The organism is Arthrobacter sp. 179 (assembly GCF_052379645.1).
GTDB lineage: Bacteria > Actinomycetota > Actinomycetes > Actinomycetales > Micrococcaceae > Arthrobacter_H.
On the sequence record NZ_JBQSYU010000021.1, the window covers coordinates 34,333 to 56,286 of the forward strand.

Here is a 21,954-nt window from a genome sequence, read left to right on the forward strand (position 1 = left end):
GATTGCCCTAGGTCGACGGCGACCAGAGCCAGACCCAGAGGCGGCGCCACCGCCCCGCGGGCCGGGGTGTCCCGGTCGGGCCGGCGGGGGAGCGGGGCGGCCCGTCAACGGCCCGGCGTTCCCGCCAGCGCCGGATCTCCTCGTCGGGGTCCCGGGGGTCGGTGATCACCGGTGGGCCACCCAGCAGCTGGCGCCGGGCCTCCCGGATGCGGGCGTTGAAATCGGTGACGGTCTCGCGGACGGCCAACTCGCCGGGCAAGGCATCGAGCGTGTCGTCCAGGGCGGCGTCCTCGGTTCGCAGCAGCAGGGCCGGCGGGCCGACCCCACTGATCCGCTCCCGCCGCATGAGCGACTTCATCCACCAGTCGGGGTCGGTGGAATCCAGCGAGGGCAGCGGCAGGCCCGCATAGGCGAGGTGGTCGAAATCCCCCCGGGCAATGGCCCGGTCGATGCTGGGGGTGGCGACCTGCCCGGCGGAGTCCGTGGAGTGGAACACCGGCGGTGCCTCCGGGGCACCCTGGACCTCGATCCCCGCCTGTTCGGCCTTGGCCCTGAAGAGTTCCCCGGAACGGCGTTCATACTCGTCCACGGGAGCCGGTTCCAACACTGCGTCCTGCGCGTCGCGGTAACGGGCGGCCTGCAACCGGGCGGCGTCATGGGACGCGGTAGGTTCTGGGCTCATCGTGGGCACCGCCTTGGATCCGATGGTTCCTGAGCTCCAGCGTAGCGACCCGTGACACCGGCCCTCAAGGGTTTCCGCCAGTGGATCGGTGCCGTCGGTGCCGGGGTGGGATGAAGACCCCAAATACCCGGTCGGGACCCAAAAACCGCCAATTTGCAGGGAATATCGAAAAAATTCCGGCCAAACGCCCCAAAACTGGGCGTGTCCGTCAGTGAGGCCTGATAGTTTCCTTCACAGTAGTCCCCGCAACCGCAGGGCAACCCGGCCGGAAACGGGCGGGCACGAATTAGTCCAGGAGGAAATACATTGGCTTTGAACCGTAGTGAACTCGTTGCAGTCGTCGCCGAGAAGACCGGCAACTCGCAGGTCGCCGTGAACGCCGTGCTGGATTCGGTGTTCGACACCTTCGTCGAGCAGGTTTCCCAGGGCGAGAAGGTGTCCATCCCGGGCTGGCTCGCCGTCGAGCGCACCGACCGTGCCGCCCGCACCGGCCGCAACCCGCAGACCGGCGAGACCATCCAGATCCCGGCAGGCCACTCCGTGAAGCTGACCGCCGGCTCGAAGCTGAAGGCTGCCGTCTCCAAGAAGTAGTTCCCGCACCAGCGGTCGACAGGGCCCGTTCCACCAGGTGGTGGAACGGGCCCTGTTCTGGCTCCGGGCGGACCGGCTTCGGCAGAAGCTTCTACATGGCGTAGAATCCCTGATGGATCATGAAGGGCCGCCGGGCCCGATGAAGGGGAGCCGTCGTGGAGTATCGAAGCCTGCGCCTGGTGCGTGGATGGCTCGGTGCCCTGGCCGCAACCGCCCTGGCGGCCGCCTCGCATACGGTGGCCGGAGGCGCGCTTCCCGAACCGGCGCTGCTGGCGTTGATCCTGGCCCTCTCCGGGGCCGCCTGCACCGCCCTGGCCGGACGGGCCCTTTCCTTCTGGCGCACCGCTGCTGCCGTGCTGATCAGCCAGGGGATCTACCACTCGGCCTTCGGCATGCTCGGGGGCCATCACGGTGGCCACGACCACCATCTGCTGTCTGCCGGTGGCACCGGCGCCCATGCCGGCCACCTGATCTCCGTCGACCCGGACGCCCTGCTGACCGGGGCGGCCACGCAGGACGCGAACGCCATGGCATTGGGCATGTGGATCGCCCACGTGGTCGCGGCCATCCTGACCATCCTGGTGCTGCGCAAGGGCGGGCTGGCGGTCCTGGCCCTGATGCAGGTCCTGGGCCTGGCCGTACCGCGCCGGATCCTGCGCCCCCGTCCACCGATCGCCTCCATCGGGCCGCCGCGCCTGGTCTGGGTCCAGGTCCCCGGTCTCCCCGACCTGGGTGTGCCACTGCGCGCCTTGCGTGACCGGGGTCCGCCCGTCCTTCCCGCCTTCGCATCCTAGAGACGTCGAACGCAGGCCCCGCCAGACGGGGATACCAAAGGACAAAGATGAACACCGAACACCCCCATGCCCCCCGAACAGCGGTCCGCCAGCGGCCCGGCACGCTTCGTGCGATCCTCGCTGCTGCCGCCGCCGCCCTGCTGATGGGGCTGGCGCTGAGCACCGCACCGGCCGCGCTGGCCCATGATTCGCTGATCGGTTCCACTCCCAAGAACGGGGCGACCGTTACCGAGCCGCTGGACTCCGTGGACCTGAACTTCAGCGGTGAACTCAAGTCGATCGGCACGGAGGTCAGCCTCGCCGACGCCGAGGGCAAGAAGTACGACGCCGACACCTCGGTCAGCCGCAATGTGCTCACCGTGGATTTCGGGCAGGCCTTGCCGGCCGGTGACTACACGCTCACCTGGCGTGCGGTCTCCAGCGACGGACACCCGATCGAGGGGACCAGCGACAACAACGAGGCGCTGACCTTCACCGTGGAGGGTGGCGAGGCCGAAGCCTCGACCCCCTCCTCCTCACCGGCGACCGGCTCCTCCTCCGCCGCCGAGGGGACCCAGAACACGGCCTTGTCGGCCCCCGCCGCGCAAGACACCTCGGCGACCCAGGCCCCGGATGAGCAGGCCTCCAGCGACGGGGGTCTGCCGACCGCCCTGATCTGGGTGATCCTCGCCGTCGCCGTCATCGCCGCCGCCGGCGTCGTATTCGCCAAGGTGCGCCGTCAGTCGGGCTCGGGCAAGTAGCCCAGCCCCCACCCGAGGGACCTCAGTAGGCTCTGCACGCCCCGGCACGCCCCGGCACGTCCCGGGGTCGCGGATCCGCTGATACGCCCTGCCCTCCGCCGCCCCCTGCGGGGCGTGCCGGGCCGACCCATCACAGCTTCCGGCGCCCCTGCGCCACGACCCCAAGGATCCAGACCATGAACATCACCCTTCCCACCCCCCGCACCACCGCAACCGCCGCCCTGGTCGCCGCCGCCGCCGTGGCCCTGGCCGGTTGTGCCGGGAACGCCGCAGAGGCCGGTTCCACCCCCTCCGCGTCCACCGCGACCGATCAGGCCCACGCCGTGGAGGTCCAGGACACCTGGACCAAGGCCACCGACACCGATATGAGCGGCTCCTTCGGAACCCTGACCAACACCTCCGACTCCGAGGCGGTGCTGGTCAAGGCCGAGAGCCCCGAGGCCGGCATGGTCGAACTGCACGAAATGACCGGTACCTCCGGGTCGATGTCGATGCAGGAGAAGGACGGCGGCTTCAGCATCGCCCCCGGCCAGAGCGCCGAGCTGGCACCGGGCGGAGACCACATCATGTTGATGAAGCTCAAGGACGAACTGAAGGCCGGGGACCCGGTGGACATCACGTTGACGTACGCGGACGGCTCCACGGCAACGGTCCCGTTCACCACGAAGGACTACAGCGGCGCCGACGAATCATACGGCGAGCAGGAGTAATGGTGCCCGACAACGGAACACCCGGGGAAGGATGCCCCGTCTCCCCGCGCCATCCGCGACGGCGCAGCTTCCTGTTCGGGGCGGCCGGCGCCGCCGTGGGTGCCGCCGCGGGGGCCGGTGGAACGGCGGCGGCCCTGGCCTCGGAGGAAGCCCCGGAACCGGCGGCGGGCCGCGACGAGGACGGGGCCAACGCGGGCTCGACCGTCGGGTTCCACGGGAACCGGCAGGCAGGGGTCGACACCACCGCCCAGGCGCATGCGGGGTTCGTGGGGCTGGACCTGCTGGCCCCGAAGGGCCGGAAGCATCCACCGGCCGACGATGTCCGCCGACTCCTGCGTCTGCTCAGCGACGACGCGTCCCGGCTGTGTGCCGGGCGCCCGCCGCTGGCGGACAGCGAACCGGAGCTGGCGGTCTCCCCGTCGAATTTGAGCATCACGTTCGGGTTCGGCCCCGGGTTGCTGGATGCCGTCGCCCCGGCGCAGAAGCCCGAATGGCTGCGCCCGTTGCCGGCCTTCGGGATCGACGAACTCACCGAGGAGTACGGGCAGACGGACCTGTTGTTGCAGATCTGCTCGGACGACCCGCTGGCCCTGGCCCATGCCCAACGGATGCTGCTCAAGGACGCCCGCTCCTTCACCCGGTTGCGGTGGATCCAGACGGGATTCCGCACCGCCTATGGTTCGGCCGAGGAGGGGGCGACCATGCGCAACCTCTTCGGCCAGCTCGACGGCACCGGAAATCCGTTGCGCGAGGCCCGCGAGCAGGCCCTCTGGGGCGGGGACCGGATCCCGGCCTGGACCCCGGGAGGCACCTCGCTGGTGCTGCGCCGGATCGCCATGGACCTGGACGAATGGGATCGGGTCGACCGGCCCGGCCGGGACTTCGCACTGGGCAGGCACCAGAGCACCGGCGCCCCGCTGACCGGGAGCAAGGAACACGATGTGCCGAACCTGGGCGCCACCGACGACGGGGGTCTGAAGGTCATTTCCCCGCAGAGCCATGTCGCCCGGGCCACGGCGCAGAAGCCCGGGGAGAAGATCGTCCGCCGGGCCTATAATTACGACGACGGGGCCGCGGACTCCCACGGGCTGCCAGGTTCGGGGCTGCTCTTCGCCTCCTACCAGGCCGATGTGGACCGCCAGTTCCTGCCGATCCAGCGTCGACTGGACGAATCGGACATGCTCAACGAATGGACCACCCCGATCGGATCGGCCGTTTACGCCATCCCTCCGGGGTGTCCCGAGGGCGGGTTCATCGGGGAGGAGTTGTTCGGATGAGCGGCGTCGGGCCCGGGGGTGAGCCGGGCCACGACGGCAGTGCGGTCCGGGTCGAAGGTGAGAGAATGGAAGGCATGCGGACAGGGATGCAACGATGAGCCAGGGCGTACTACCGGAGAAGGTGTCCGGCGCGGGCCCCCGTGGCCCGGAACGTCGGCCCGCGTCGACGTGGCGCCCCGACCTGGTGCTGCCGGCGATCCCGATCGGCGCCCTCGTGCTCGTGCTGGCCCTGCAGTTCTCTGGGGCGGCGAAAGGCACCGAACTCTCGGACCCGGGGGCCTTCACCCGGTGGGCGTTGCCCTTTGCCACCCTGATCCACCACAGCGCCATGGCCGTCACCATCGGGGCCCTGGTCTTCGCGGCCACCGTCCTGCCGAGGTCGACCAAACCGCATCGGGCCCGCAAGGGCTCGCACGGGACCGACGGTGGGGAGGTGCACCCGGCCTTCGCCCGGACGATGAACATCGCGGCCGGAGCGGCCATGGTGTGGACCCTGGCCGCGGTGGCCGTGCTGATCCTGACCTTCTCCGACGTCTCCGGCCTGCCGCTTTCAGCGGATGCCGCCTACACGGACTCAATGAAGGACTACATCCTCAACATCTCGCTGGGCCAGGCGTGGGCCTGGATGATCGTGATCGCCGCGGTGGCCAGCTCCTTGGCCTTCGTGGTCCGTTCCCCGGTGGGGGTGGGCCTGAGCGCCGTCTTCTCGCTCTTCGGGATCATCCCGCTGTCCTTGATCGGCCACGCCGCCGGAGGCGACGACCACTGGGGCGCGGTCAACGGGATCCTGCTGCATCTGCTGGGCCTGTGCATCTGGGTGGGCGGGATCGTCGTGTTGGCCTGCGTCGCCCCACAGCTCCAGACCCCGGCCCCCGGGAAGTTCTCCTCCACCCGGCCGGTGCTCGCCGGCGTCGTCCTGCACCGCTTTTCGGCCCTGGCGACCATGTCCTTCTTCGTGGTCTTCGCCTCCGGGGTGGTCAGTGCCACCGTCCGCATGGACCATTGGTCGCAGCTGCTCAGCGGCTATGGCGGTCTGGTGCTGATCAAGGCGGTACTGACCCTGGTGCTGGGATTGATGGGGCTGGGACACCGGCGCTGGGTCATCCCGAAGCTGATGGCCGGCAAACTGCGGGCGACCACGACCGCCTGGCGGATCGTCGCCGGCGAAGTGATCGTCATGGCGGCGACCATGGCGGTGGCGACGGCCCTGTCGCGCACCGCGCCTCCGGTCCCCGAGGAACTGCCCCCCGAAGCAACTCCGGCGCGCATCCTCACCGGCTACGATCTGCCCCCGGAACTGACCGGATCCAGTTGGCTGACCGTCTGGCGCATGGACTGGCTCTGGTTGGCCGTGGTCATCTTCCTGGCCATCGCCTACCTCCAGGGGATCCGTACGCTGCGCCGTCGCGGCGATTCCTGGCCGGTGATGCGCACGGTGTCCTGGTTCCTGGGGTTGATCGCCCTGTTCTACATCACCTCCGGGGCGATGGCCGTCTACGGCGTCGTCCTGTTCTCCATGCACATGGTCGGGCATATGGCGATGACCATGGTGGCCCCGTTCTTCCTGGTCCTGGGCACGCCCATGACCCTGGCGTTGAAGGCCATCCCCGCACGCGCCGACGGGACTCGTGGGCCCCGTGAATGGATGCTCGCAGGGATCCACTCGCGGTTCTCCAAACTCGTCACCCACCCGCTGTTCGCGGCAGCGAACTTCGCCGGATCGATCGTGCTGTTCTACGCGACCGACGCCTTCCATTTCGCCCTGGCCGAACACACCGGGCACGAATTGATGAACCTGCACTTCCTGCTCACCGGCTACATCTTCGCCCTGAACATGATCGACGGCGATCCGTTGCCCCGCCGGGCGCCCTACCCGATGCGGCTGGTCATCCTGCTGGCCACGATGAGCTTCCACGCCTTCTACGGCGTCTCCATCATGGGCAGCGAATCGCTGATGCAGGCCAGCTGGTTCGGCAACATGGGCCGGGATTGGGGCCCGACCCCCCTGGCCGACCAGAAGCTCGGGGCCGGGGCCATGTGGGGGATCGGCGAGGTACCCACGCTGATGCTGGCTCTGGGGGTGGTGGTGACCTGGAACCGGTCCGACACCCGCGAAGCCGTGCGCCGGGACCGACAAGCCGATCGTAACAACGAAGCCGATCTGGCTGCCTACAACCAGATGTTCGCGCAACTGAAGGAGCAGGACCGGAGGTACGACGCCAGTGGCAGGTAAACCAGCCGGCAGGACACCCCCGCCGGGGGTCCGGGCCCAGAAGACGGCACTGGTCGTGGCCCGCTGGTTGGCCTTGGCGGTCCTCATCGTCGCCATCGTGATCGCGGTGACCAGCTGTTCCTCCGACGCCGGGGGCGAGTCCACCGCCTCGGGGGAGGCCGCCGAGGGGTCGGGCAGTGCCACGGCCCCGCCGGCAGCAGCCTCCTCGCGGCCCGCCCCCTCGGGTGCTGCCGCCGAGGCCGTGGCCGCCGGCGTGGAACGGGCGGCCTCCTATAACTTCACGCTCTCCGCGGTGGCCTCCGATGCCGAACTGGAGTCCCTGTCCGCGGATCCGCAGGACACCCTGGAAGGGGCGACCGTAAAGCCGGCCTCCTGCCTGGACGCGGTCCGGCAGCTGAACTGGTCCCCGGCCCAAGGAGGCCAGGACCCGGCCCGCACCGACTTCGCCGCCGAGGGGGTGGAAGCCACCGGATCCATCGAAGTCGCCCGGGTCACCGACCGGGCCCAGCTGCGCAAGCATTATGCCACCGTGAAGCAGATGCTCGGGGACTGCTCCGAAGTGACCCTGTCGATCTCCGGATCCGAGGTCCCCCTGCGTAGCAGCGCCCCCGAAACCAGCCCGGAGGCCGGAGCGGAATCGGCGTTGCTCTGGAGCAGGGCCTCGACGGGCAGCGAGCTGGAACAGCAGGCACTGGTCCTCATCGGCGAACGGGCGGGTCAGGTCGCGATGGTTTCGTTCATCGGGCCCCGCGGGATCGACGACCCGAAGTTCGCCACCATGGCCGACGGGATCCTGACCGCCACGCTGAACGACCTGGGCTGAGCCGGCCCACGCGGCCTGCGCGCCGGCGGGTTTCGGTGCCGTGGGGCGTCATCGATCCCGCTGCCGGGAACAACTGAAGCCATACTGGGGTTGGGACCCCATGCCAGCCAACTACCAACGGGAGCCGTTACATGAGTGCAGATTCCACCACCGATTCAGTCCGTGCCGCCTACCGGGTGCGCGGCTCCGAGCTCGTGGGCCGCAACTGGTTGAATACCGGCGGCAAGGAACTGGGGCTGAAGGAACTCCGCGGCAAGATCGTCATCCTCGATTTCTGGACCTTCTGCTGCATCAATTGCCTGCATGTGATCGACGAACTGCGCCCGTTGGAGGAGAAGTACCGGGACCTGCTGGTCATCGTCGGCGTCCACTCCCCGAAGTTCGAACACGAAGCCGACCCCGTCGCACTCGCCTCCGCCGTGGAACGCTACGAAATCGCCCACCCGGTGCTGGACGACCCGGAACTGGAGACCTGGCAGGCCTACTCGGCCCGGGCCTGGCCGACCCTGGTGGTGTTGGACCCCGAGGGCTACGTGGCCGCCCACCTCTCCGGGGAGGGCCATGCCCCGGGCCTGGAATCGCTCATCGAGGAGCTCGTGGCCGAACACGAGGCCCAGGGAACACTGAACCGCGGAGACGGCCCGTACGTCGCCCCCGCCCCGCGGGAAGGGGACCTGCGCTTCCCGGGCAAGGTCCTGACCCTGCCCGATGGCACGTTCCTGGTCGGGGACACCGGACACCACCGGATCGTGCAACTGGACTCGGATCTGAAGACGGTGCTGCGCACCATCGGTTCCGGGGAACGCGGTCACGCCGACGGTACGGCGCAGGCGGCTTCCTTCAACGAACCGCAGGGTCTGGCCCTGCTGCCCGCCGAGGTCGCCGGTCGGACCGGCTACGACCTGGTCGTCGCCGACACGGTCAACCACCGGCTGCGCGGGGTGGACCTGGCCACGGGCAACGTCACCACGGTCGCCGGCAACGGCATCCAACGCCTGCTCGACGCCGAACAGGCGCTCGCCGCCGGTGAGGCGGCGAACGACCCGGATGCCTGGATCAGCGATCTCGGGGACGACCCGCTGAACACCTCGCTGTCCTCGCCCTGGGACGTGCTCTGGTCCGCGAAGGCCTCCCGCGTCATCGTCGCGATGGCCGGAACCCACCAGATATTCGCCTTCGACCCGGTGACCGGGGCCCTGGACGTCTTCGCCGGCACCGGGCTCGAAGGCCTGGAGGACGGGGCCCCCGGCAGGTCCTGGTTCGCCCAGAGCTCCGGACTGGCCGAAGGGCCCGCAGGGGAGATCTGGGTGGCGGACTCCGAGACCTCGGCCCTGCGCGTGCTGCGCGTGGGCCAGTCAGGATCCGTCGACACGGTCGAGACGGCCATCGGGACCGGGCTCTTCGACTTCGGGTTCCGTGACGGCCAGGCCGCCGAGGCACGCCTGCAGCACCCCTTGGGGGTGGCCGTGCTGCCGGATGGTTCGGTGGCGGTGGCCGATACCTACAACGGGGCGGTCCGCCGCTACGATCCGGGCACGTCGTCGGTTACCACCCTGGCCCGTGACCTCGCCGAGCCCTCGGACGTCCTGCTGGACACCTCGCTCGACGGGGACCCCGTCCTGCTGGTGGTCGAGACGAACCAGCACCGGCTGGTCCGGCTGCCGCTGCCCCATGAGGCGCTCAGCGTCGACGAAGGAGCCTCGCAGACCCAGCGCCCGCAGACTCCGGTCGCCCCGGGCGGGCACCGGATCAGCGTGCGCTTCTCCGCTCCGACGGGGCAGAAGCTCGACGACCGGTGGGGGGATCCCACCCAGCTGAAGATCTCCTCTTCACCCGAGGAACTGCTCCTCTCCGGCGGGGGGACCTCCACCGGGCTGCACCGGCAGTTGGAGCTGAACCCCGAGGTCCCCGAGGGCGTCCTGCACATCACGGCCCGCGCCGCGGCCTGCGACGGCGAAGCCGGGGGAGCGATCCCCGATCATGCCGCCTGCCACCTGTACCAGCAGGACTGGGGCATCCCGGTCGTGTTGCGTCGGGACGGCGATGACGGGTTGACGTTGGATCTGCGCGGACTGGACTGAGTCATTGCGGGGGCGCTCCATGACGGAGCGCTCCCGGGTTCGTGACGGGAACCATGGCGCACGGGAAACCAGCGGAGTATGGTTAGCAGTGCTAAGCAACTAATTCCCCGTGGTGGATGCCGCCCGTCCGCCCCGGAATCGAGACCAGGAGTCCAGTGTCCCCGAATGCCCCCGAACCGGTCGTCGATGACGACCTCGCCGTCCACCTGCGGGTGGCGATCATGCGTGTATCGCGTCGGCTCCGGGTCGACGTCGGGGCGGGGGCGGTCACCGCAGGACAGTATTCGGTCCTGATCTGCCTCGGGAAGGAACCGCGCACCCTGGGCCAGCTGGCCGAGCGAGAGCGCGTCCAGGCGCCCTCGATGACCCGGATCGCCAAGGCGCTCGAGGAACAAGGCTACGTCGAACGCAGGACCAGCCCCGAGGACGGCCGGCAGGTCCTCATCGCCATCACCGACGCAGGCCGGGCCATCGTGGAGGACGTCCGGGGCCAGCGCACCGCCTGGCTCTCACGGCACGTCGCCGAGCTGGGCCCCGCCGACCGGGCCGTCCTGGGGCGCGCCGCCGAACTCCTCAAGGAGATGAACGCCTGGTGAGCAAGATGTTCAAGGCCCTGGGATCGCCGAACTACCGGCTGTGGGTCTCCGGTGCCCTGGTGTCCAACATCGGCACCTGGATGCAGCGCGTGGCCCAGGACTGGCTGGTGCTCACCATCCTCACCGACAACTCGGGGACGGCCGCCGGCATCACCACCGGTCTGCAGTTCGTCCCGATCCTCTTCCTGGGCCCCTATGCGGGACTGGTCGCCGACCGGTACAACAAACGCAAGCTGCTGCTGGTCACGCAGAGCGTCATGGGCCTCTGCGCCCTGGTCATGGGGCTGCTCGTACTCACCGAAACCGCCGAACTATGGCATGTCTACACCCTGGCCTTCGTGCTCGGCCTCGCCAGCGCCTTCGACTCTCCTGCCCGGCAGGCCTTCGTCTCGGAGATCGTCGGCCCCGACGACGTCCCCAACGCGGTGGCGTTGAACAGCGCCTCCTTCAACCTGGCCCGGCTGGCGGGCCCCGGGGTCGCCGGCCTGGTGATCGCCGCGGTGGGCACCGCCCCGGCCTTTTTGATCAATGCCGCCAGCTTCGCCGCCGTGCTGTTCTCGATCTGGAAGATGAAGCCCGAACTGCTCCACACCCCCAAACCGGCGGTCCGCGGGAAGCGACAGATCCGCGAGGGGCTGCACTATGTGCGCAGCCGCCCCGATCTGGTGATGATCCTGGTCCTGGCCGGCCTGATCGGCACCTTCGGACTGAACTTCCAGATCACCAACGCGATGATGGCCACCGGGGTCTACGGGGTGGGCCCGGGCGAATACGGTTTGCTGGGTTCGGTCATGGCCGTCGGCACCCTGGGTGGGGCCCTCCTGGCGGCCCGCCGGGGACGGTTCCGGCTGCGCTACCTGATCGGTGGGGCGATCCTTTTCGGCGTCTTCACCACGGCCGCTTCGGTCATGCCGACGTTCTGGCTGTATGCCATCGCCCTGGTCCCGGTCGGGCTGGCCTCCCTGACGTTCCTGAACAGCTGCAACACCTCGATCCAGCTTTCCGTCGAACCGCGGTTCCGCGGCCGGGTGCTGGCCATCTACGTGATGGTCATCCAGGGCGGAACCCCGATCGGTGCCCCGCTGGTGGGCTGGCTCGGCACCGAATTCGGAGCCCGCTGGTCGATCGCGGCCGGAGGGCTCATCGCCCTGGCCGCAGGGCTCTGGGCGCTGCAGCATGTGCGCAAGGGCAAGCTGAACAAACCGGTCTTCGCCACCGTCGAGGACCCCCAGGACCCCCAGGACACCCGCGGGGGAGGGGTCCCCACCAGCAGCGGGAAACCGACGGCGTAGTCCGGTTCAGTCCCCGACGACGGGGGTGACGGTCACCGAGTCCCCGGAGACCTCCAGCTTGGCGGTGAACCCGAAGTCGTGCCTGACGGTGTTCCCGCTCTTGGCACCGGTCATCAGGTTCTGCTCCACCAGATTCAACGAGGTGCCGACCTTCAGCGAGCGCAGGACCCATCCGCCGTCGTACGGGCCGACCTTGACCTCGGGGTAATCGGTGATCTTCCAATGGATCGAATCGCCGGCCACCCGGGATTCGGTGTTGTAGCTCAGCGGGCATCCTGCGGGCTTGAGGACCTGCTGGGCGGCACAATCATCGAGATATTCATGCAACTGGTCGTCGATTTCCTGGACCAGTTCCTTGGTCGGCTTCGTCGTCAGTTCCAACCCATCGGTCCCCGCCGCGGAGGGGGAATCGACGACGACCCGGCGCTTGGCCCCCTGGAAGTACTTCTCGCGGTAGCTGGCGTCGACCACGGCCGGCAGGAAGACCGGAAGCTTGGCGGTGCCCTTGGTCAGCGGGGCATCCTCGCCGTTGACGCGCACCTGGTTGGTGGTATCGGCCGACACCGAGAGCTGCGGCATGTCGGTCGCGGCGAAATGCCAGCGGTCGAAGAACAGCCAGTCCCGGCCGCTGCGCTTCAGATGGAACATGGTCTGGTGCTTCTGCCCGTCCACCGTGTAGTTGGTGGCGACCTCCACCGCGCCATCGGTGACCTCCCGGGCGTCTTCGACCTGGAAATCCTGGATCGGTTCCACGGAGGCCTGCAGCGCCTCGCCGTCGAGCAGCACGGAGTTGCCCTGCGGGGTTTCCGGATCGAGCAGCCCCATCGCCTGCTCGCCCTCGCCCTCCTGGAGCAGGGAGAAGTACTGGCCCACCTGTTGTTCGGGGCTGAAGACCTTCTGGTTCACCAGGGTGATGGTGATGACCGCGGCCACGGCAAGGACCATCAGTGCGGCCAGCCAGGCGGCCAGGACACGGATGGGCGGGGAAGCGTTTTTCACCTGCTCCACGTTACCGGGAATGCCGGCGCCGCGGTGGACCCCCGACGACGGCGAGGCAGGAACCGGCGACGCGCGCGAGGATAGGGCGCTGTGGGCCCGCCCGCCACCGCCTGCCGAGGCCTCCCGTCATGGAGCCGTCATATGACGGGCCCCGGGCCCCGGATGACGCCGTACGGGCTCGGATCCGCGCAACATCGGGTCATGTTCCCGATCATGACGCGGCCGGGTCGACGCCGCTTGCCGTGGCGCTGCGGGGCTGCGTTAGATGGTTGGACCAACCCATCAAGAGCGGCCGAGAGATCTGGATCGACGACGCCGCAGCAACCACCGCCCCCCGGAAGGACCGGGGACCAGGCGACCGGTGCTCCCGCCAGAAGCGATGGAGACGCATCCGCGGACCCCTCGGAACCACGGCCGCCCGTGGCCCCGGGGGATCGTTCGATCCGGCGCAGGCCGGTGCGCTCCCTCGCACCGACACTGCGAGGAACCACATGCCCCATGACAGCAACGGCACGGCCCCACCGGCCCTGTCCTTCGAGCTCTACCCGCCGCTGGACAACGCGGCGGTCCCGAAGGTCGTGAAGACCATCGGGGAACTGGCGGCCGCCCGACCCGACTACGTCGCCGTCACCTACAGCGGGGCACCACAGCGCCGCGAAGCCACCCTGGAACTGGTCGGGCATCTGGCCGCCAACACCCGGTTGCGCCCGCTGGCCCACCTGACCTGCGTCGGGGAGAGCCGGGCCTCGTTGACGTCCCTGGTCGAACGCCTCATCGGCCTGGGGGTCCGCGGGGTCCTGGCCCTGCGCGGGGACCTGCCAGAGGACCGAAGCACCTCGCGGGGGGACCTGCCCTTCGCCGGGGACCTCATCGAACTCATCCGCGACGTGGAGGGCAGCCACTCCGCCGCCCTCTGCGGCGGACGGCTCTCCGTGGGCGTCGCCGCCTACCCGCAACGCCACCCCGAATCACCGTCCTTCGAACACGACGTCGAAGTGCTGTTGGCCAAGGAACGGTCCGGCGCCGACTTCGCCATCAGCCAGGTGTATTTCCGTCCCGGGGACTACGCCCACCTCCTGCAGTGCGCCCGCGAGGCGGGGGTGGGCATCCCCATCGTGCCCGGGCTGATCGCCTTCGACTCCGTCCGGCGGTTGACCCGACTCAGCGAACTGGCCGGCATCGCCCCGGACCCGGTGCTGGCCCACCGGCTGGAAGCCGCCCGCGACGGGCAGGAACGCCGCCGGATCGGAGTCGAAACCGCGGTGGAGCTCGGGCGCAGCGCCCTGGCCGACGGGGCCCCCGGTCTGCATCTGTACACCTTCAACGACCACCGCGGCCCGCTGGACGTGGTCGACCGCCTCGGCCTCACCGGCCGGTTCGGCGATCCCGCCCCGCAGTACGGCCGGCTCACGGCAGTACCCGCCTGAGCCGCGTCACCACCGCCCCACCGAACCACCCACCCAATGACCACCACCGACAGGAGCACCACCATGAGCACCGCGAACTTCCCCGCAGCAACCATCCTCGGCTACCCGCGCATCGGACCGAACCGCGAACTGAAGAAGGCACTGGACGCCCACTGGGCCGGACGGCTCGACGCGGCCGGACTGCAGGCCGCCAGCCAGGCGCTGCAGGAGGGCACCATCTCCCGGCTGACCGAACTGGGCCTCTCCGCCACCGACTCCTCCATCCCGGCCGACTTCTCCCTCTACGACCAGGTCCTGGACGCCACGGTCGCCCTGGGCGCCCTGCCGGCCCGCTTCGCGGACCTGGCAGGTCCCGACGGATCGATCGACACGGAGGGCTACTTCACCCTCGCCCGCGGTGATGCCGAGCGCCAGCCGCTGGAAATGACCAAATGGTTCGACACCAACTACCACTACCTCGTGCCCGAAATCGGCCCGGAGACCCCCTTCGCCCCGTTGGCCCACGCACTGACCAGCCTGATCGCCGGGCACCGGCGGGCCGGCAGGACGCTGCGCCCGGTCCTGGTCGGACCGTTCACCTACCTGCTGCTGGCCAAGGCCGAGGACGGGGCACCGGAAGGCTTCGACCCGCTCGACCGCTTGGACGACGTCGTCGCCGCCTACCGCGGGATCCTCGCCGCCCTGGCCGATGCCGGGGCCGAATGGATCCAGCTCGACGAACCCGGTCTGGTCACCGACCGCGGGGCCGCCCATACGGGAACCGTCGAACGCGCCTACCGTTCGTTGCTGGCCGCCGACGACGGCGGAACCTCCTACCACGGCGGACACCGTCCTGCCGTGCTGGTCACCACCGGCTACGGGACCGCCGGGTCGCGGGACACCCCGGGGGAGACCCTGGCGGTGCTGGCCGAACTCGGGGTCGACGCCGTCCACGCGGATCTGCGGCGCGGGGCCCTGCCCCAGGCGGAGACGCTGCTGCGCATCGGGGCCTTCGGGACCCGCTTCGTCGCCGGGATCGTCGACGGACGGAACATCTGGCGCAACGACCTCGACGCCTCGCTGGGCACGCTGGAGAACCTGGCGGAGACCACCACGGCCCCCTCGGTGGCCACCACCACCTCGCTGTTCCACGTCCCGCACCGCCTCGACGTGGAAACCTCCCTGTCCGCTGACCTGGCCGACTGGCTGGCCTTCGCCGACGAGAAGGCCACCGAGGTGTTGACCCTGGCCCGCGGCCTGGCCGAAGGCTCCGGGGCCATCCGGACGCAGCTCGACGCCGCCACCGCGGCGCGGGCCGCCCGTGAACACGGCGCCGGCGTCCACCTCGAGGCTGTGAGGGCGCGTACCGCCGCGCTGGCCCCGGCGGACTTCGAACGCGGCGACGCCGCAGCCCGGGCCGGAGACCAGCGCGAACGCCTGTCGCTGCCGTTGCTGCCGACCACCACCATCGGTTCCTTCCCGCAGACCACCGAGGTCCGCACCGCCCGCGCCGCGGCGCGGAAGGGAACCCTGTCCGAGGCCGACTACCAGCAGTTCCTGCGCCGTGAAATCGCTCGGGTGATCGAACTGCAGGAGGACATCGGCCTCGACGTGCTGGTGCACGGCGAGGCCGAACGCAACGACATGGTCCAGTACTTCGCCGAGAACCTGGATGGTTTCGCCGCCACCGAGCACGGGTGGGTCCAGTCCTACGGGTCCCGCTGCACCCGGCCCTCCATCCTGTGGGGGGACGTGATCCGGCCCGAGGCCATCACCGTGGAATGGACCCGCTACGCCCAGTCGCTGACGGCCCGCCCGGTCAAGGGGATGCTCACCGGACCGGTGACGATCCTGGCCTGGTCCTTCGTCCGCGACGACCAGCCGCTGGCCGAAACGGCGAACCAGGTGGCCCTGGCCCTGCGCGGGGAGATCGCCGAACTCGAGGAGGCAGGAACGGCCATCATCCAGGTCGATGAGCCGGCCCTGCGTGAACTGCTGCCGCTGCGGGCCACCGACCAGGACGCCTACCTCGACTGGGCCGTCTCCGCCTTCCGGCTGGCCACCTCCGGGGTCGGGGATGCCACCCAGATCCACACCCACCTGTGCTATTCGGAATTCGGTGAGGTCATCAGCGCCATCGACGGTCTCGACGCCGATGTCACCAGCCTCGAGGCGGCCCGCTCCCGCCTGGAGGTCGTCGCCGACCTGGCCGGCTTCGGCTACCGCCGCGGCATCGGGCCCGGGGTCTACGACATCCACTCCCCGCGGGTGCCGACCGAGGAGGAGATCGCCGGGCTCATCGACACCGCCTTGCAGGGGCTGGACGCCTCCCGGCTGTGGATCAACCCCGACTGCGGGCTGAAGACCCGCGGCTACGCCGAAACCGAGGAGTCGCTGCGCCATCTGGTGGCCGCGGCGAGATCCGCCCGCAGCGGGCTCACCGCCGGGGAACCGGCCGTCGTCGCCGGAGCCTGATCCCCTTCCGGTGCCGTGCCGGTTCCGGCCGGCACGGCACCGGAGACCACCTTCCACCACCCAGCCTCTGGACCAGGAGCCCCGCCATGAGCACCAGCACCCCGGAACGTCCCGCAGCACCCATCGGCCCGGCCACCGCGGCCATCCACTCCGGCTACACCCCCGCCGCCCCGCACTTTGCCGTGGCCCCACCCATCGTGCATTCGGCGGCCTTCGAATTCCCCGACCATGCCACCGCCGTGGAGATGTTCGCGTTGCGGACCCCCGGCTTCACCTACTCGCGGACCGGAAACCCCACCGTGGCCGACTTCGAGGAACGGGTGGCCACGCTGGAGGGCGGGATCGGGGCGATCGCGACGGCCACCGGACAATCGGCGGTCGCCATCGCTCTGCTCGCCCTGCTTGGTGGGGGACGCGATGAGGACGGGGCCCGGCTGCCCGGAGGGCACCATGTCGTGGCCTCCTCCCAGCTTTACGGCGGAACCGTGGACCTGCTGACCGACTCCTTCGCCGACTTCGGTTACCGCGTCGACTTCGTGGACCAGGACGATCCCGGCGCCTGGGAACGGGCCATCACGCCCGACACCCGGGCCGTCCTGGTCGAATCGATCACCAACCCGTTGTCCACGCTGCCCGACGTCGCCACGATCGCGACGATCGCCCACGCAGCAGGCGTCCCGGTGGTCGTGGACAACACCCTGGCCACCCCTGCCCTGTACCGGCCGATCGACCACGGGGCCGACATCGTGGTGCATTCGGCCACCAAGTTCATGGGCGGCCACGGCACCGCGCTGGCCGGGGTCATCGTCGAGGCCGGACGCTTTGACTTCGCCGCCGACCCGGGCAAATGGCCGCAACTGGCCACCCCGAAGGCCAGATACGGGGGACAGGTTCTCAGTGAACGCCACGGCCGGGCCGCCTATCTGGCCCTGGCCCGCAGCAAATACCTGCACGACCTCGGTCCCAGCCTGTCCGCGCCGGCAGCCGCAGAGATCAGCCGCGGCCTGGAGACCCTGGGCTTGCGTCTGGAACGGCACGGGGCCAACGCATTGCGGGTGGCCCGGTTCCTGGACACCCATCCCGCCGTCGCCCGCGTCCACCACCCCGGCCTGGACGACGCCGGGGGACCCGACCGGCGGCGGCAGGTGTCCGTGTTCTCCTTCGACCTGGCGGCCACCGCCGAGACGGTGGGGCCCTTCATCGACGCCCTGTCGCTGTTCAAGCTGGTCGCCAACCTGGGTGACACCCGGTCGTTGGTGGCCCATCCGGCGGCCATGACCCATTGCCGGCTCAGTGCGGCCCAGCGCACGGCGGCCGGCATCGGGGCGACCACCATCCGGCTGTCCATTGGTTTGGAGGACCCCGAGGACCTCATCGCCGATCTGTGTCGGTGCCTGGACGCCGTCGTCGGCGAAGCCGTCCCCACCGACCACCGGGGCCGTTCCGCCCCCTCCACCGCAGGAAGCAGGGCCTGAAATGACCATCCATGGTGCCACCGACCAGCCGCGGGGCTTCAACACCACGGCCATCCATGCCGGGCAGGAACCGGACCCGCTGACCGGGGCCGTCATCCCACCGATCTACCAGACCAGCACCTTCATCCAGGACGGCATCAACGTCCTGCGCGGGGGGCACGAGTATTCACGTGGTTCCAACCCCACCCGCAACGGCTTCGAAACCCAGCTCGCCGCCCTGGAACACGGCGCCTCGGCCTACGCCTTCGCCTCGGGCATCGCCGCCGAGGATGCCCTGCTGCGTGCCGTCCTGTCCCCGGGAGACCACGTGATCCTGGGTGCCGACGGGTACGGCGGAACCCACCGGCTCATCACCCAGATCCTGGGCCGCTGGGGCGTGGAGAACACCGCGGTGGACATCACCGATCTGGCGGCGGTCCGGGCAGCGGTGCGCCCCTCCGGCACCGTGGTGCTGTGGCTGGAAACGCCGTCGAACCCGTTGCTGGCCGTCGCCGATATCGCCGGATGGGCGCGGATAGCGCACGACGCCGGGGCGCTGCTGGTCGTGGACAACACCTTTGCCTCGCCTTATTTGCAGCGCCCCCTGGACCTGGGGGCCGACGTCGTGGTGCATTCGACCACGAAGTACATCGGCGGCCACTCCGATGTGCTCGGGGGAGCCGTCGTCGTCTCCGACGCCCTCCACCGCGGGCAGCCGGTGGCCGAACTGGTGGGCTTCCAGCAGTTCGCCGCCGGGGCCGTCGCCGGGCCGCAGGATTGCTATCTGGCCGCCCGCGGGCTGAAGACCCTGGGATTGCGCATGGACCGGCACGGGGCCAATGCGCTCGCGCTCGCCGAATGGCTCCGGGTTCAGCCGGAGATCGCCGCCGTGCACTATCCGGGACTCCCCGAAGATCCCGGGCACGAGTTGGCCGCTCGGCAGATGGACGGCTTCGGCGGCATCGTCTCGATCCGATTGGCCGGAGGGGAGGCCGCCGCCCGGAAATTCGCCGTTTCCACGCGTCTCTTCGGCCTCTCGGTCAGCCTCGGCGGAGTCGAATCCCTGGTTTGCTACAGCTCGGAAATGACCCACGCCTCGGTGCGCGGCACCGAGCTGGCCGCCCCCACGGATCTGGTGCGGCTCTCGGTCGGGGTGGAGGACGTTCGTGACCTGCGGGGGGACCTGGACCAGGCGCTGGCCACCGTCGCCTCGTTACGCGTGCCGGTGGGCGCCCGGTAGCCCGGGCGTGGCTGATGAGCTCGGTAACGGGGACGGCCACGGCTGGTTCCGGTAGGTCGGGACCCGGGGCCTGACGAACCGCGAGGCTTGAATCCAGCAGTCCAGAACCCTGTTCGTCGGTAGTGGCATCGCGCTATTATGGTCCCATGCCTCAAGTTGAAGAGCAGGTCGGTCTTCCACCGCCATCGCTCATGTCCCGGACGACCTATCTGGCCGGAAACTTGGCCCGACTGGGTAAAGCAGGCATGGTCGCCACGCTCAAAGACCGCGGTTTGGGCTTCCCTCACTACGCGGTATTGATGGCGTTGGTGGATCTCGGCCCGTTGGCTCCCCACGAGTTGGCGACCCGGCTGAACACCGACCGATCTCATGTGAGCACCTACGTGGAATCCCTCCAACGCAGCGGTCTCATTGAACGACGCCCCGACCCCACGGATCGACGACGCATCATCGTCGCCATTACCAGTGCCGGAACTGAGATCGCTCGCGACGTTGCCGCGGCTTCCACGGAGGCGGAGCTGAACCTCCTCTCGGGACTGGCCGAGGACGAGCGCGTCGAACTTCGACGACTGTTGCTCAAGGTCCTGCTCAGTGCCGACGGCTGGCCGGGCGCCCCGGCTGCTTCGACACCGTCTCCCTCCTGCTAGACGCTTTCACTGTCCGGGAGGCCGGCAACACCACCCGTACCTCCCCTCCAGAACCGCAGGAACCCACATGGCACACGACACGGCACAAGAATCCCCAGCTCGTGACGACCGGCAACCGGTCCGCACCAAACGCGAGTTCGTCTGGGCCTTCACCGGCTTGCTGCTGGCCATGCTCCTGGCAGCACTGGACCAGACGATCGTTGCGACGGCCCTGCCCAGCATCGTCGGCGACCTCAACGGGCTCGAGCACATTTCCTGGGTGATCACCGCCTACATGCTGGCGGCAACAATAGGCCTACCGATCTACGGCAAAGCCGGTGACCTCTACGGGCGCAAATCGGTCTTCGTGTTCGCCATCGTCGTCTTCCTGGCCGGCTCGATCCTGTCGGGGACCGCGACGAACATGATCCAGCTGATCATCTTCCGCGCCATCCAAGGCATTGGCGGCGGTGGCCTGATGATCGGAGCGCAGGCCATCATCGCCGACCTCGTCTCCCCCCGTGACCGCGGAAAATACATGGGCTTCATGGGCGCCGTATTCGGTCTGGCCTCCGTCGCGGGGCCGCTGATCGGCGGCTTCTTCACCGACAACATGGGCTGGCGGTGGATCTTCTACATCAACATCCCGCTGGGCCTGGCGGCGCTGGGGACCGTGATCTTCGCCCTGCACCTGCCCCGGCCCTCCGGGGCAGCACCACGGATCGACGTCCTGGGCACCCTGACTCTGGCCGTGTTCAGCGCGGCGGCCGTCTTCATCACCAGCTGGGGTGGAACCACCTACGCCTGGGGCAGCGTCCAGGTGCTGGTCCTGGGCGCCGTGGCAGTCGTGTCGGCGGTGGTGTTCGTGCTGGCCGAACGTCGGGCCGCCGAGCCGATCATCCCGTTGACCCTGTTCACCGAACGCAACTTCATCCTCCCGGCCCTGGCCGGGGTGACCATCGGCATCTCTATGTTTGCCACCATCGCCTATCTGCCGACCTACCTGCAGATGGTCGAGGGGGTCAACGCCACCGAATCCGGCCTCATGCTGATCCCGATGACCACCGGCATGCTCCTGGCCACGATCACCACCGGGCGGCTGGTCTCCTCCACCGGGCGCTATAAGGTGTGGCTGCTGGTCGGGCCCGCCATTGGTGCCACGGGGTTGTTCATGCTGGCGCAGATCGGGGTGGGCGTCCCGTATTGGTACACCGCCCTGGCCATGTTCGTCGTCGGGCTCGGGGTGGGGTGTTCGATGCAGAACCTCGTCGTCGTCGTACAGAACAGCGTCCCCCACCGGATCGTGGGAGTAGCCACCAGTTCGGCGTCCTACTTCCGTCAGATCGGGGCCTCGCTGGGCATCTCGGTGTTCGGGGCGCTCTTCGTCTCCCGGTTGACCGATGCCTTCTCATCGCTTCCGGCAAGCGCCGGAAAGGGGGGCTTCAGCGCGGACTCCGTCAGCTCACTAACACCGAAACTCTTGGCCCAGCTCCCGGCCCCGGTCCAGGAACTCATCGCCCAGGGGTTCGCCGAGGCACTGCCGCCTCTGTTCCTCTACGGCGTTCCGGTCATGCTGGCCGGGCTTGTCCTGGTGGTGTTCATTCATAAACAGGCACTACGTACCGAGGTGGGAGGGGCGGAACCGGCTCAGGAATCCCCCTCTGTTGAGGAGCCCGGACGGTCCGAGGCGCAGGACGTTGCCGCCCCAGCCGAGCTACCGGCCAAGGGGCGCCACCGGGCTAACGATCAGGACCTGCACCGGCCGCCGGCACCCTAGGGGCCAGGTTCGCGGCGCCGTGACACGCAAAAAGGTCCCAGCCGAGGGGGAACGGCTGGGACCTTATGCATCACTCGCACCTTGATGAGGCACTTTCAATACTAGGAAACGGTCCTTTGACCGCACTGTGAGCCCCGTCGGAGTTTGCTGGCTTTCCG

The 21,954-nt window shown here is 69.2% G+C and carries 18 protein-coding genes; 16 read left to right on the forward strand and 2 right to left on the reverse strand.

Annotated elements, in window-relative coordinates; translation table 11 throughout:
• Positions 1–7: 7 nt before the first annotated feature.
• Positions 8–682: a J-domain-containing protein gene (locus ACT3UE_RS12395; RefSeq protein ID WP_444554837.1), complete on the reverse strand. Its 675-nt coding sequence runs from the start codon at positions 680–682 to the stop codon at positions 8–10.
• A 306-nt stretch (positions 683–988) separates the two neighbouring features.
• On the opposite strand from ACT3UE_RS12395, the gene ACT3UE_RS12400 reads away from it, so the two are divergent.
• The 10 genes from ACT3UE_RS12400 (at position 989) to ACT3UE_RS12445 (ending at position 11,819) form a co-directional block, all read left to right on the forward strand.
• Complete coding sequence (locus tag ACT3UE_RS12400; RefSeq protein WP_087001218.1) at positions 989–1,273, forward strand: HU family DNA-binding protein; 285 nt, start codon at positions 989–991, stop codon at positions 1,271–1,273.
• A 155-nt stretch (positions 1,274–1,428) separates the two neighbouring features.
• A complete protein-coding gene (locus ACT3UE_RS12405; protein ID WP_444554838.1) occupies positions 1,429–2,067 on the forward strand; it encodes a hypothetical protein in 639 nt (212 codons plus the stop codon).
• A gap of 47 nt (positions 2,068–2,114) precedes the next feature.
• Entirely contained in the window at positions 2,115–2,807 is a 693-nt protein-coding gene (locus ACT3UE_RS12410; RefSeq protein ID WP_444566820.1) for a copper resistance CopC family protein, read from the forward strand.
• Positions 2,808–2,983: 176 nt separating this feature from the next.
• The gene (locus ACT3UE_RS12415) at positions 2,984–3,517 is read left to right on the forward strand and encodes a copper chaperone PCu(A)C (RefSeq protein ID WP_444554840.1); all 534 of its coding nucleotides are present in this window, start codon (positions 2,984–2,986) and stop codon (positions 3,515–3,517) included.
• The gene (locus ACT3UE_RS12420; RefSeq protein ID WP_444566821.1) at positions 3,517–4,794 is read left to right on the forward strand and encodes a Dyp-type peroxidase; all 1,278 of its coding nucleotides are present in this window, start codon (positions 3,517–3,519) and stop codon (positions 4,792–4,794) included. The genes ACT3UE_RS12415 and ACT3UE_RS12420 overlap by 1 nt, the downstream gene beginning before the upstream one ends.
• 94 nt (positions 4,795–4,888) lie before the next feature.
• Entirely contained in the window at positions 4,889–7,027 is a 2,139-nt protein-coding gene (locus tag ACT3UE_RS12425) for a cytochrome c oxidase assembly protein (protein ID WP_444554842.1), read from the forward strand.
• The gene (locus ACT3UE_RS12430) at positions 7,017–7,850 is read left to right on the forward strand and encodes a hypothetical protein (protein WP_444554843.1); all 834 of its coding nucleotides are present in this window, start codon (positions 7,017–7,019) and stop codon (positions 7,848–7,850) included. The genes ACT3UE_RS12425 and ACT3UE_RS12430 overlap by 11 nt, the downstream gene beginning before the upstream one ends.
• A gap of 131 nt (positions 7,851–7,981) precedes the next feature.
• Positions 7,982–9,931, forward strand: coding sequence for an NHL domain-containing thioredoxin family protein (locus ACT3UE_RS12435; protein WP_444566822.1), 1,950 nt, complete (start codon positions 7,982–7,984; stop codon positions 9,929–9,931).
• Between the two features lie 155 nt (positions 9,932–10,086).
• Entirely contained in the window at positions 10,087–10,527 is a 441-nt protein-coding gene (locus tag ACT3UE_RS12440; protein ID WP_444554845.1) for a MarR family winged helix-turn-helix transcriptional regulator, read from the forward strand.
• Between the two features lie 5 nt (positions 10,528–10,532).
• Positions 10,533–11,819, forward strand: a complete 1,287-nt coding sequence (locus ACT3UE_RS12445; RefSeq protein ID WP_444554894.1) for an MFS transporter — start codon at positions 10,533–10,535, stop codon at positions 11,817–11,819.
• Positions 11,820–11,825: 6 nt separating this feature from the next.
• On the opposite strand, the gene ACT3UE_RS12450 is transcribed toward ACT3UE_RS12445, so the two are convergent.
• The gene (locus tag ACT3UE_RS12450; RefSeq protein WP_444554846.1) at positions 11,826–12,818 is read right to left on the reverse strand and encodes a hypothetical protein; all 993 of its coding nucleotides are present in this window, start codon (positions 12,816–12,818) and stop codon (positions 11,826–11,828) included.
• A gap of 491 nt (positions 12,819–13,309) precedes the next feature.
• Here ACT3UE_RS12450 and ACT3UE_RS12455 point away from each other — a divergent pair, with 491 nt between their 5' ends.
• The 6 genes from ACT3UE_RS12455 (at position 13,310) to ACT3UE_RS12480 (ending at position 21,796) form a co-directional block, all read left to right on the forward strand.
• Complete coding sequence (locus ACT3UE_RS12455; protein WP_444554847.1) at positions 13,310–14,245, forward strand: methylenetetrahydrofolate reductase; 936 nt, start codon at positions 13,310–13,312, stop codon at positions 14,243–14,245.
• A 63-nt stretch (positions 14,246–14,308) separates the two neighbouring features.
• The gene (metE, locus tag ACT3UE_RS12460; RefSeq protein ID WP_444566823.1) at positions 14,309–16,699 is read left to right on the forward strand and encodes a 5-methyltetrahydropteroyltriglutamate--homocysteine S-methyltransferase; all 2,391 of its coding nucleotides are present in this window, start codon (positions 14,309–14,311) and stop codon (positions 16,697–16,699) included.
• 86 nt (positions 16,700–16,785) lie between these two features.
• Entirely contained in the window at positions 16,786–18,174 is a 1,389-nt protein-coding gene (locus ACT3UE_RS12465) for an O-acetylhomoserine aminocarboxypropyltransferase/cysteine synthase family protein (protein WP_444554849.1), read from the forward strand.
• A 1-nt stretch (position 18,175) separates the two neighbouring features.
• Complete coding sequence (locus ACT3UE_RS12470) at positions 18,176–19,393, forward strand: cystathionine gamma-synthase (protein WP_444566824.1); 1,218 nt, start codon at positions 18,176–18,178, stop codon at positions 19,391–19,393.
• Between the two features lie 146 nt (positions 19,394–19,539).
• On the forward strand, positions 19,540–20,040 hold the full coding sequence (locus ACT3UE_RS12475) for a MarR family winged helix-turn-helix transcriptional regulator (RefSeq protein WP_444554851.1): 501 nt from the start codon (positions 19,540–19,542) through the stop codon (positions 20,038–20,040).
• Between the two features lie 67 nt (positions 20,041–20,107).
• Positions 20,108–21,796: an MDR family MFS transporter gene (locus tag ACT3UE_RS12480; protein ID WP_444566825.1), complete on the forward strand. Its 1,689-nt coding sequence runs from the start codon at positions 20,108–20,110 to the stop codon at positions 21,794–21,796.
• Positions 21,797–21,954: the final 158 nt, after the last annotated feature.